We start from the raw sequence: 11,784 nt of genomic DNA, 5'->3' as shown, positions 1-11,784 counted from the left end.
TCCTTCGCTTGCTTGCCCGGACGCTCCCTCACGTCTTGCCATGTGGCGACCGACGCTCCCTCACGTCTTGCCGTGTGGCTCCGGACGCTCCCTCACGTCTTGCCGTGTGGCGCCGGACGCTCCCTCACGTCTTGCCGTGTGGCTCCGAACCGTCGCTCACAAGTGAGGGAGGGTTGGGGTTTTGGGGGCGGGAAGTGAGGGAGGGTTGGGGCCCCCTACAGGACCTTGCGGATGGTTTCTTCGAAGCTCGTGACGTGGTGCAGGGCGAGTTCGCCTGCCTTGTCGGCGTCCCCGTCCGCCACGGCCTTGAGCAGGTCCACGTGCTCGGTGATGTGGCCGCTGACCGAGGGGACCTTGTCCAGGACCACGCACCAGATGCGGGTTGCCAGGTTGTCGTACCGGATCAGGGTGTCTTCCAGGTGCGGGTTGGCGGCTGCGCGGTAGATCAGGCGGTGCACCATCAGGTCGTAGCGCATCAGTTCGCGGGACTCTGCGGGGTCGGGGGCGAGTTCCGCGATGGTCTCGGCGACGTCCAGTAGCTCGCGGCGCATGGCGGCGTTGGCCCTGGATGCGGCACGGCGGGCCGCCAAGGGTTCCAGCAGTTCCCGGATTTCCGAGACGTCGGCGAGTTCCGTGAAGTCCACTGTGGTGGCGAAGGTTCCCCGGCGGGGATAGGAAACCACCAGGTGGTCCACCTCCAGCCTCTTGATCGCCTCGCGTACCGGCGTCCGGCTGAAGCCGAGCTCGGCGGCCAGCTGGCCGTCGTTGATGGGTTCGCCCGGCCGGATGTCCAGCATGATCAGCTTGTCGCGCAACTGCCGGTAGGCAGCCTCCGCTTGGGACGGTGCTTCCTCCTCTGCGGGAAGAAGGGCACTGAGGGCATTCACGGGGGCGGCTCCAATCCTGATCAATCGGAAGCGGGGACCCACTTTGCTTCCGGCTATTGACTAGCTTGTGATTCCAATCATACCATTGTCATCAACACTGATATATCAGTACAAGACAAAAAGGTATTTCAAAGGAGCATCCGTGGTTGAGCAGTTGAACGAGCGACTTTCCGCAGTCGATCCCGAGATCCAGCAGGCAATTGACCGCGAGCTGGTGCGCCAGCAGTCCACCCTGGAAATGATCGCCTCGGAGAACTTCGCTCCGTCCGCTGTCATGGAGGCGCAGGGTTCGGTCCTCACCAACAAGTACGCCGAGGGATACCCCGGCAAGCGCTACTACGGCGGCTGCGAACACGTTGATGTGGTCGAGCAGCTCGCCATTGACCGGGTCAAAGCCCTGTTCGGCGCCGAATTCGCCAACGTCCAGCCGCACTCCGGCGCCCAGGCCAACGCGGCCGCAATGTTCGCACTGCTGAACCCCGGCGACACCATCATGGGCCTGGACCTGGCCCACGGCGGCCACCTCACCCACGGCATGCGCATCAACTTCTCCGGCAAGCTCTACAACGTGGTTCCCTACCGCGTCCGCGAGTCCGACTTCCGGGTAGACATGGCCGAAGTCGAGGCCCTGGCCCTGGAGCACAAGCCGAAGCTCATCGTCGCCGGCTGGTCCGCCTACTCCCGCCAGCTCGACTTCGCCGAGTTCCGCCGGATCGCTGACCTCGTGGGCGCCTACCTCATGGTGGACATGGCACACTTCGCCGGCCTGGTCGCGGCTGGGCTGCACCCCAACCCGGTGCCGTACGCCGACGTCGTCACCACCACCACCCACAAGACCCTGGGCGGACCGCGCGGCGGAGTCATCCTCGCCAAGGAGCAGTACGCCAAGAAGATCAACAGCGCCGTTTTCCCGGGCCAGCAGGGCGGCCCGCTGGAGCACGTCATCGCCGCCAAGGCCGTGGCCTTCAAGCTGGCAGCAGGCCCCGAATTCAAGGAACGCCAGGAGCGCGTCCTGCAGGGCGCCAAGCTGCTGGCCGAGCGCTTCCTGCAGCCCGACGTCGAATCAGCCGGCGTCACCGTGGTCAACGGCGGCACCGACGTGCACCTGGTCCTCGTGGACCTGCGCAACTCCGAACTGGACGGCCAGCAGGCCGAGGATGCGCTGCACCGGATCGGCATCACCGTGAACCGCAACGCCGTACCGTTCGACCCCCGCCCGCCGATGGTCTCCTCGGGCCTCCGGGTCGGCACCCCCGCCCTGGCCACCCGCGGCTTCGGCGCCGCGGAGTTCACCGAAGTAGCGGACATCATCGCGACGGCGCTCATTGCCGCCGCGGGCAGCGGCACCGGCGGCAGCGGCACCCTCGATGACGCAACCGCCGTCGAACTCCGTGCCCGCGTGACCGCGCTCGCCGAACAGTTCCCGCTCTACCCGCACTTGAACGGCGACGCCGAGACTGCCGCGTTCAGCGAATTCGATGCAGCAATGATTGGAGCAGCCAAGTGAGCACCCACCAGCTCCCGGAGCACCCGGACTTCCTCTGGCACAACCCGGAGCCCAAGTCCTCCTACGACGCGGTGATCGTGGGCGGCGGCGGGCACGGCCTGGCCACGGCCTACTTCCTGGCCAAGAACCACGGCATGACCAACATCGCCGTCCTGGAAAAGGGCTGGCTGGCCGGCGGCAACATGGCACGCAACACCACCATCATCCGTTCCAACTACCTCTGGGACGAGAGCGCCGCCATCTACGAGCACGCCCTGAAGCTGTGGGAAATCCTGCCGGAGGAGCTCGAATACGACTTCCTGTTCAGCCAGCGCGGGGTCATGAACCTCGCCCACACCCTCGGAGACGTCCGCGAAAGCATCCGCCGGGTCGGAGCGAACAAGCTCAACGGCGTGGACGCCGAGTGGCTGGAGCCGGACCAGGTCAAGGAACTCTGCCCCATCCTGAACATCAGCGACAACATCCGCTACCCCGTGATGGGCGCCACCTACCAGCCGCGCGCAGGCATCGCCAAGCACGACCACGTGGCCTGGGCCTTCGCCCGCAAGTGCGACGAACTGGGCGTGGACATCATCCAGAACTGCGAGGTCACGGGCTTCCTCAAGGACGGCAACCGCGTGGTGGGCGTCAAGACCAACCGCGGCACCATCAACACCGAGAAGGTGGGCCTGTGCGCTGCCGGGCACAGCTCGGTCCTGGCGGAGATGGCCGGATTCCGGCTCCCCATCCAGTCCCACCCGCTGCAGGCACTGGTCTCGGAACTGCACGAACCCATCCACCCCACCGTCGTGATGTCCAACCACGTGCACGTGTACGTCTCCCAGGCGCACAAGGGCGAACTGGTCATGGGTGCCGGCGTCGACTCCTACAACGGCTACGGCCAGCGCGGTTCCTTCCACGTGATCGAGCACCAGATGGCCGCCGCCGTCGAACTGTTCCCCATTTTCGCCCGGGCGCACGTGCTCCGGACCTGGGGCGGCATCGTGGACACCACGCTGGACGCCTCGCCGATTGTGGGCCTCAGCCCCGTGGAGAACATGTTCGTCAACTGTGGCTGGGGAACGGGCGGCTTCAAGGGCACCCCGGCTGCCGGCCTTACCTTCGCGCACACCATCGCCACCGGCACTCCGCACAAGCTCAACAAGCCGTTTGCCCTGGAGCGCTTCGAAACCGGAGCCCTGATCGACGAACACGGCGCCGCCGCCGTCGCCCACTAGCCGCCGACCACTAGAAAGAAGAAGCACATGCTGCTCATCTCCTGCCCCAACTGCGGCTCGCGCGACGAGACCGAATTCCACTACGGCGGCCAGGCCCACGTTCCCTACCCGGAAAACCCGAACGACCTCACCGACCGGGAATGGGCCGAGTACCTGTTCTACCGCGAAAACACCAAGGGAACGTTCGCCGAGCGGTGGGTGCACAGCACCGGCTGCCGCCAGTGGTTCAACATGCTCCGGGACACGGTCACGTACGACATCCAGGCCGTCTACCCGATGGGCGCGCCCCGGCCGGCATCGTCTGCCCCGGCACCTGAGTCCGGCACGGCCAGCCTCGCCCCGGACAGCACCACCACCGGGACGGCGGCGCCCAGCATCGCTGCAACCAGCATTGCCACAAGCACTACACCCGCCTCCACCACCGCCCCGAAAGGAGCGACCAAGTGACCTCCCAGACAGCGCGCCTCAGCACCGGCGGACGCATCGACCGCAGCATCTCCTGGCGCTTTACCGTGGACGGCGAGGAATTCACCGGGCACCCCGGTGACACGCTCGCGTCGGCCCTGCTCGCGAACGGCCGGGTCGCCGTCGGCAACTCGCTCTACGAGGACCGCCCCCGCGGCATCCTGGCCGCCGGGGTGGAAGAGCCCAACGCGCTGGTCCGCATCGAACCGCGCTTCCCCGGCCACGTGGCCGAGTCCATGCTCCCCGCCACCACCGTCACCCTGGTGGACGGCCTGAAGGCCGGCCTGCTGAACGGGCTGGGCCGGCTGGACCCGGAGGACGACCGCGCCGAGTACGACAAGAAGTACGTCCACACGGACGTGCTGGTGGTCGGCGGCGGCCCCGCAGGCCTGGCGGCGGCCCGCGAAGCCGTGCGCACCGGTGCCCGCGTCATCCTGATGGACGACCAGCCCGAACTTGGCGGATCCCTCCTGTCCGGCTCCACCGCTCCCGACGCCGCGGAGACCATCGAGGGCAAGCCCGCCCTGGAATGGGTGGCTGATGTTGAGGCCGAACTCATCTCGGCGGCCGAATGCAAGGTCCTGCACCGCACCACTGCCTTCGGCGCCTATGACGCCAACTACGTCATCGCCGTCCAGAACCGCACCGACCACCTGTCCAGCCCCGCTGCCCCCGGCGTGTCCCGGCAGCGTATTTGGCACATCCGTGCCAATCAGGTCATCCTGGCCCCCGGCGCCCACGAGCGGCCCCTGGTGTTCGAGAACAACGACCGCCCCGGCATCATGCTCGCCTCCGCTGTCCGCAGCTACCTGAACCGCTACGCCGTGGCCGCCGGATCGCGCGTGGTCATCGGCACCACCAACGACAGCGCCTACGCACTGGCCTCGGACCTGCGGATCGCGGGCATCAAGGTGGCGGCCGTCGTTGACGCCCGTCCCAGCCTCACGCCGGTGGCTGCCGCCGCCGTCGAAGCCGGCACCCGCGTGCTGATCGGCAGCGCGGTGGCCGACACTGCCGCTTCCGAGCCCGGCGCAGGCTCCGGCGATGGCCGGCTGGCCAGCGTCACCGTCCGCAGCATCAACGACGACGGCGAACTCACCTCCGGCATCGAAGAAATCGCCTGCGACCTGCTGGCAGTTTCAGGCGGCTGGAGCCCGCTGGTGCACCTGCACTCGCAGCGGCAGGGCAAGCTGCGCTGGGACGAGGAGCTGGCGGCCTTCGTGCCGAGCACCGTGGTCCCGAACCAGCAGACCATTGGCTCCGGCCGCGGCAGCTTCGAACTCGAGGACTGCCTCGCCGAAGGCATCTCCGCGGGAGCGGCGGCGGCCATCGCCGCCGGCTTCGAGTCCGCCGTCGAGCCGTCCGTGCTCGGCGAGGCGAAAGCGTCCGGCCCGACGCGCCAGCTGTGGCTGGTCCCCGGGCAGACCGGCACGCCGGATGACTGGCACCACCACTTCGTGGACTTCCAGCGCGACCAGTCCGTGGCTGACGTCCTCCGTTCCACCGGCGCCGGCATGCGGTCCGTGGAGCACATCAAGCGCTACACCTCCATCAGCACCGCGAACGACCAGGGCAAGACCTCGGGCGTCAACGCGATCGGCGTCATTGCGGCGGCACTTCGTCAGGCCGGCGAAGCGTCCCGGGGCATCGGCGACATCGGCACCACCACCTACCGGGCGCCGTTCACCCCCGTGGCCTTCGCGGCACTGGCCGGACGCCAGCGCGGCGAACTGTTCGACCCCGCCCGCGTCACGTCGATCCACCCGTGGCACGTGGCGCAGGGCGCGTTGTTCGAGGATGTGGGGCAGTGGAAGCGCCCCTGGTACTACCCGCAGGGCGGGGAGGACATGGAAGAAGCGGTGCTCCGCGAGTGCGCCGCCGTCCGGGAATCCGTGGGATTCATGGACGCCACCACCCTCGGCAAGATCGAAATCCGTGGCAAGGACGCCGGTGAGTTCCTCAACCGGATCTACACCAACGCGTTCAAGAAGCTCGCTCCGGGTTCGGCCCGCTACGGCGTCATGTGCCTGTCCGACGGCATGATCTTCGACGACGGCGTGACCCTGCGCCTCGACGAGGACCGCTACTTCATGACCACCACCACCGGTGGCGCCGCGAAGGTGCTGGACTGGCTGGAGGAATGGCTGCAGACCGAGTGGCCTGAACTGGACGTGCACTGCACCTCGGTGACCGAACAGTGGAGCACCATCGCCGTCGTCGGGCCCAAGTCCCGCGCGGTGATCGCCAAGGTGGCACCCGAACTCGCAGCCGACGGCGGCCTGGACGCCGAGGCGTTCCCGTTCATGACCTTCCGCGAAACCACCCTCGCGTCCGGCGTGCAGGCGCGGATCTGCCGCATCTCCTTCTCCGGCGAACTGGCCTACGAAATCAACGTTCCTTCCTGGTACGGGCTGAACACCTGGGAAGCCGTGGCCGCCGCAGGTGCCGAATTCAACATCACCCCCTACGGCACCGAGACCATGCACGTGCTCCGCGCCGAGAAGGGCTACCCGATCGTCGGCCAGGACACCGACGGCACCGTCACCCCGCAGGACGCCGGCATGGAATGGATCATCTCCAAGGCCAAGGACTTCATCGGCAAGCGCTCCTACTCCCGCGCGGACGCGCAGCGCGAAGACCGCAAGCACCTGGTCAGCGTCCTGCCCGTGGACGGTTCCCTCCGGTTGCCGGAAGGCACCCAGCTGGTGGAAAAGGGCATCCCGGTGAAAACGGCCTACGGACCCGTGCCCATGCAGGGCTTCGTGACCTCGAGCTACCACAGCGCCGCCCTCGGCAGGTCGTTCGCGCTGGCGCTGATCAAGAACGGCCGCAACCGCATCGGGGAGACCCTCGTGGCCGCCGCCGGCGACCAGCTGGTCGACGTTGTTGTCGCAGAAACCGTACTTTTTGACCCCGAAGGGACCCGCAAAGATGGCTAACACCGCAGCACTCACAGGCATCAATGGACTCCGGGACATCCGCCGCAGCCCCGCCTCACACCTGGCCGGGGCCATGGAGGCCGGCTCCATCGCGGGAACGGTCACCCTGAACGAGGGCCCGTTCCAGACCATGGCCGGGGTCCGCGTGGACCCCCGCTCCGAGGAAGGGGCGCGCATCGCGTCCGTCGCCGGCGGACTTCCGGCACGCTGCGGCGACGTGGCCGGCACCGACCGCGTCTCCGTCCTCTGGCTGGGACCGCAGGAGTTCCTCGTGGTGGCTCCGGAAGAGGCGCACGACTCCCTGGGCGGGGATCTTATCGGCTCGCTCACGGCGGCCCTGGGCGATGCCCCGGGCCAGGTGGTGGACCTCTCCGCCAACCGCACCACGTTCGAGCTCTCCGGCCCGCGGGCCCGGGCAGTGCTGGAAAAGGGCTGCTCCCTGGACCTGCACCCGCGCAGCTTCACACCGGGGACGGCCCTCAACACCGAAGTGGGCAACATCCCCGTCGTGCTGCTGAAGACAGGGGAGGACAGCTTCCGGCTGTTCCCCCGCGCTTCATTCGCGGACTACCTGGGCCGGTGGCTCCTGGACGCCATGAGGGAGTTTGCTTCCCCCGAGGTGCCCTGATGGCGCTCAGCGCGCTTGATCTGTTTTCCGTTGGCATCGGGCCGTCGTCGTCACACACGGTCGGCCCGATGCGGGCAGCGAAGCTGTTCGCGGACGGGCTGAAGGGCAGCGGACTCCTGAGCTCCACCACCCGTGTCCAGGCTGAACTGTTCGGATCGCTCGGCGCCACCGGCCGCGGCCACGGCTCCGACAAGGCCGTGGTGCTCGGGCTCCAGGGCCTGGAACCGGAAACCGTGGACACGTCCACCGCCGACGACCAGGTGGCAGCCGCCGCACTGGACGCCGAACTCCGGATCAGCGGGGACCACCGGGTGGACTTCAACTGGGACGAGGACGTGGTGCTGCACCGCCGCAAGTCCCTGCCGGCCCACCCGAACGGCATGACCTTCCGGGCCCTGGACCACTCCGGGGCTGTCCTCAGCGAACGGAGCTTCTATTCGATCGGCGGCGGCTTCGTCGTAGACGGCGACGCCGGCCCCGACGCCCAGGTGGTGGCCGACGACACCCCGCTGCCGTACCCCTTCACCACGGCCGACGAACTCCTGGAGATCTGCCGCCGCGAAGGCATGTCCATCTCCGACGTGATGCTCGCCAACGAGCTTGTGTGGCGCAGCGAAGCGGAAGTCCGCGAGGAACTGCTGAAGCTGTGGGCCGTCATGCGCGAATGCGTGGACAACGGCTGCGCCGCGGAAGGCATCCTGCCGGGCGGGCTGAAGGTGAAGCGGCGGGCGCCGTCGCTCTTCCGCACGCTGACCGCGGACACCGGCGTGACCGACCCCCTGCGGGCCATGGAGTGGGTGAACCTGTTCGCGCTGGCCGTCAACGAGGAAAATGCGGCCGGCGGCCGCATCGTCACCGCCCCCACTAACGGCGCGGCCGGCATCGTGCCGGCGGTCCTGCACTACTACGCGAAGTTTGTTCCGGGAGCCGACGACGACGGTGTGGTGCGCTTCCTGCTGGCGGCAGCCGCCGTCGGGATTCTCTTCAAAATCAACGCCTCCATCTCCGGCGCGGAAGTGGGCTGCCAGGGCGAGGTCGGCTCGGCCTGCTCCATGGCGGCCGCCGGGCTGTGCGAGGTGCTGGGCGGCACCCCCGAACAGGTGGAAAACGCGGCCGAAGTGGGGATCGAACACAACCTCGGGCTCACTTGCGATCCTGTGGGCGGCCTGGTGCAGATCCCGTGCATCGAGCGGAACGCCATCGCCAGCGTGAAGGCCATCAACGCCGCGCGGCTGGCGCTGCACGGCGACGGCAGCCACAAGGTGTCGCTGGACAAAGCCATCAAAACCATGCGCGAGACAGGAGCTGACATGAAAACCAAATACAAGGAGACGTCCCGCGGGGGCCTCGCCGTGAATGTGATCGAGTGCTGAGCCATGACTGCCACTAAGCCTGAAACTGTCCCTGCCGTGCCCGCGACCACCGTGGAGCACGTCCTCACGCTCGACTGCCGGGAGTCTCCGGGCATCGTCCACGCCGTCTCCGGCTTCCTGCTGGAGCACGGCTGCGACATCATCGACAACCAGCAGTTCGGCGAACGCTCCGAAGGGCACTTCTTCATGCGGGTGCACTTTGCGTCCGACGGCGATGCCTCCACCGCGGACACCCTGCGTGCCGCTTTTGCCCCGGTGGCCGAACGCTTCGGGATGCGCTGGCGGCTCGAGCCGCACGGCTCCAAGCGCCGCGTGCTGATCATGGTCTCCAAGTTCGGGCACTGCCTCAACGACCTGCTGTTCCGTGCCCGGATCGGCGAACTCCCCATCGACGTGGTGGCCGTGGTCTCCAACCACACCGACCACCAGACGCTCGTGGAATGGCACGGCATCCCGTTCTTCCACGTGCCCGTCACGGCGGACACCAAGCCTGGGGCGGAGGCGCGGCTGCTGGAACTCGTGGACGAGCTCGACGTGGAGCTCGTGGTCCTGGCGCGCTACATGCAGGTCCTCAGCGACGGCCTCACCCGGAAGCTGGAGGGGCGGGCCATCAACATCCACCACTCGTTCCTGCCGAGCTTCAAGGGTGCCAAGCCGTACCACCAGGCCTACGCCCGCGGCGTGAAGACCGTGGGCGCCACCGCGCACTACGTCAACGCCGAGCTCGACGAGGGGCCGATCATTTCGCAGCAGGTGGTGGACGTGGACCACACCTACGGTCCCGAGGACCTGGTGGCCGCCGGCCGCGACACCGAGTGCAAGGCTCTCAGTAACGCCGTCCGCTGGCACTGCGAGGGCCGGGTGATCCTTCACGGGAACAGGACAGTGGTGCTGCGGTAACCCCGTGGTTCCGCCGGTTCCGCCGGTTCCGCCGCTTCCGCCGCTTCAATCAGGACGCTCCCTCACTTCCTGCCGCTTGAACCGGAACCCTCCCTCACTTCCTGCCGCTTGAACCGGAACGCTTCCTCACTTGGTGAGGGAGCATTCCGGTTTTTCGTGCGAGAAGTGAGGAAGCGTTCCGGTTTTTTCTGCGGGAAGTGAGGGACCGTCCCAACTTTCCTGACACCGCTATAAGGCGGCAAGGCGTGTTGCCAGATGCAGGGCCGCGAGCCTGCCCGTTCCCCGTGGATCCCCGCCGCACAGTTCGAAGATCCGCTGCAACCGGTGATGCATCGACTGCCGCTCCACATGCAGTTCCCTGGCGGCCTGCGCAGTGTTGCAGCCGGAGTCGAGCCAGACTGCCAGGGTCACGAGCAGTTGGGAGTTCCGCCGCTCGTCGTGCTCCAGCACGGGGCCCAGTTGCTGGCGCACATAATCCTGCCGCGCCGCCTGGTCCAGGTGCTGCGCCGCGAGCCGCTCCACGGCGAGTTCCTCGACGTCGACCACCAGCCCTGCCATGTCCGACGTCGGCCGTTCCGCCGCACGCAGTGAACCCCCGGCTGCGAGGTCCAAAGCGCATTTGGCCTCCGTCAGTGACCAGGGTGCCTTCCCGATCCCTGCCGCGAGCGGGCCCACCGCCGTCATGGTTCCGGGCTCGACGGGCAGTTCGCGCAACGCAGCCAGGAGGTCGGCGCGGGCGGAGACTTCCCGGTCTGCGGGAAGGGCGGCCAGGGCGAGGAGCTCAGAGTTGTCCACGTAGCTGGCGCTCTGCTGGGCCGACTTCTTCAGGATCTTGTCCATGGCGGCCCGCAACTGCTGCGAGGTCGATGTCCGGACCACTACCGCCACGACCGTTGCCGCGGTCGGGATCCCGGCCGCAGGCGCGAGCTGCTGAAGACGCCAGGGCTGGCTGCCGGAGCTGACTGCCCGCAGCAGGGCCGTGCCTGCCACCTCCTTCAGCCCGGGCGGCATCCGCTGCAGCAGCGCCAGCGACAGGATGTCAACACACCGGCCCCCCGCAACGCGCGCCAGGTTCACGTCGCTATGCGCAGGGACGGTGATGGCCAGTCGCGCCGAGGGTACGCCCCGGACGGGCACGTCAATATTGATCAGCGTGCCGTCGGTTTCCGGACTGAGTTCTGGCGTTTCCCCGTGCGGTCCGTCGGCGCCGGCCCCGTCTGCAGGCATAAAGGTTTCAGCGGCGGGCACCGCGCTGCCCAGCGTCACGCCGGAGACGGTGGAGAGCTCAAGGGCCGCTTCAATGATGCCGGCCAGGACGGCAAGAATCCGGTCCAGGCTGCTTCCATGGGCCAGTTCCACCGCCATGGCGTGGCTGGCCTCGTCCGCGCGGCGCAGGTGTGCCACCGATTCGCTGACCAGCATCGAGTTGATGGCCTGCATGATGCCCACGAACGGCACCACTTTGCGGAATTCGATGAGGGGCAGGCCCGCTTCTTCCGCGGCCCGGATCATGGACGACGGAAGCGAGGGCAGCGTCTGCCCGCTTTCCACAGCGAGGGCGCCGACGCCACGGCCGGCCAGCTGGCGCACGTAGTCCACGCGGCGCGCGTCCGACGCCGCAACCAGGGCATCGCCGCCGGTAAGAAGGAGTTCGCCGCCGCTGAGCAAGGGCGCAATGTCCAGAACCTCGCTCGAATGGACCCACCGCAGCTGCGTCCCTGCGGCTGCGGCCTCGCCTGCGCGGATCACGGGATCGGCGGCGGTGAGGGTGGGGTGTTTCAGCACCTCGCTAAGCAAAATTGGCATGACGCTCCGTAATGCAGAGAAGAGTTTTGATGTACACATCGTATCTTGTTGGGTGTGGTCTG

The 11,784-nt window shown here is 67.7% G+C and carries 9 protein-coding genes; 7 read left to right on the top strand and 2 right to left on the bottom strand.

Annotation, left to right across the window (positions count from 1 at the left end; genetic code table 11):
* Window positions 1–215: 215 nt before the first annotated feature.
* The gene (locus AC3A3W_RS20550) at window positions 216–887 is read right to left on the bottom strand and encodes a GntR family transcriptional regulator (protein WP_487444970.1); all 672 of its coding nucleotides are present in this window, start codon (window positions 885–887) and stop codon (window positions 216–218) included.
* A gap of 142 nt (window positions 888–1,029) precedes the next feature.
* On the opposite strand from AC3A3W_RS20550, the gene glyA reads away from it, so the two are divergent.
* Genes glyA through purU form a run of 7 tightly spaced genes read left to right on the top strand, consistent with a single transcriptional unit; the run spans window position 1,030 to window position 9,916 of the window.
* Window positions 1,030–2,394 carry a serine hydroxymethyltransferase gene (gene glyA, locus AC3A3W_RS20545; RefSeq protein ID WP_487444969.1) on the top strand — a complete coding sequence of 455 codons (1,365 nt, stop codon included), beginning with the start codon at window positions 1,030–1,032 and terminating at the stop codon, window positions 2,392–2,394.
* Window positions 2,391–3,611, top strand: coding sequence for a sarcosine oxidase subunit beta family protein (locus AC3A3W_RS20540; protein WP_487444968.1), 1,221 nt, complete (start codon window positions 2,391–2,393; stop codon window positions 3,609–3,611). The genes glyA and AC3A3W_RS20540 overlap by 4 nt, the downstream gene beginning before the upstream one ends.
* Before the next feature lie 27 nt (window positions 3,612–3,638).
* Complete coding sequence (locus AC3A3W_RS20535) at window positions 3,639–4,058, top strand: sarcosine oxidase subunit delta (RefSeq protein ID WP_487444967.1); 420 nt, start codon at window positions 3,639–3,641, stop codon at window positions 4,056–4,058.
* The gene (locus AC3A3W_RS20530; RefSeq protein WP_487444966.1) at window positions 4,055–7,015 is read left to right on the top strand and encodes a sarcosine oxidase subunit alpha family protein; all 2,961 of its coding nucleotides are present in this window, start codon (window positions 4,055–4,057) and stop codon (window positions 7,013–7,015) included. Before AC3A3W_RS20535 ends, AC3A3W_RS20530 begins: the two co-directional genes overlap by 4 nt.
* The gene (locus AC3A3W_RS20525) at window positions 7,008–7,643 is read left to right on the top strand and encodes a sarcosine oxidase subunit gamma (protein WP_487444965.1); all 636 of its coding nucleotides are present in this window, start codon (window positions 7,008–7,010) and stop codon (window positions 7,641–7,643) included. The genes AC3A3W_RS20530 and AC3A3W_RS20525 overlap by 8 nt, the downstream gene beginning before the upstream one ends.
* Window positions 7,643–9,016, top strand: a complete 1,374-nt coding sequence (locus AC3A3W_RS20520; protein ID WP_487444964.1) for an L-serine ammonia-lyase — start codon at window positions 7,643–7,645, stop codon at window positions 9,014–9,016. Before AC3A3W_RS20525 ends, AC3A3W_RS20520 begins: the two co-directional genes overlap by 1 nt.
* 3 nt (window positions 9,017–9,019) lie before the next feature.
* Window positions 9,020–9,916 carry a formyltetrahydrofolate deformylase gene (gene purU, locus AC3A3W_RS20515; RefSeq protein ID WP_487444963.1) on the top strand — a complete coding sequence of 299 codons (897 nt, stop codon included), beginning with the start codon at window positions 9,020–9,022 and terminating at the stop codon, window positions 9,914–9,916.
* A gap of 228 nt (window positions 9,917–10,144) precedes the next feature.
* Here the strand turns inward: purU and AC3A3W_RS20510 are convergent, their stop codons facing one another.
* A complete protein-coding gene (locus AC3A3W_RS20510; protein WP_487444962.1) occupies window positions 10,145–11,722 on the bottom strand; it encodes a PucR family transcriptional regulator in 1,578 nt (525 codons plus the stop codon).
* Between the last annotated feature and the right edge of the window lie 62 nt (window positions 11,723–11,784).

The sequence above is a fragment of the Arthrobacter sp. Soil_N43 genome (assembly GCF_057655195.1).
This window is presented reverse-complemented; position numbering and strand designations above follow the sequence as displayed.

Excerpts from the sequence above, each read along its gene's own strand:
- AC3A3W_RS20535 (WP_487444967.1), top strand. The coding sequence starts at position 3,639 with ATGCTGCTCATCTCCTGCCCCAACTGCGGCTCGCGCGACGAGACCGAA.
- AC3A3W_RS20525 (WP_487444965.1), top strand. The coding sequence starts at position 7,008 with ATGGCTAACACCGCAGCACTCACAGGCATCAATGGACTCCGGGACATC.
- AC3A3W_RS20520 (WP_487444964.1), top strand. The coding sequence starts at position 7,643 with ATGGCGCTCAGCGCGCTTGATCTGTTTTCCGTTGGCATCGGGCCGTCG.
- purU (WP_487444963.1), top strand. The coding sequence starts at position 9,020 with ATGACTGCCACTAAGCCTGAAACTGTCCCTGCCGTGCCCGCGACCACC.
- AC3A3W_RS20510 (WP_487444962.1), bottom strand. The coding sequence starts at position 11,722 with ATGCCAATTTTGCTTAGCGAGGTGCTGAAACACCCCACCCTCACCGCC.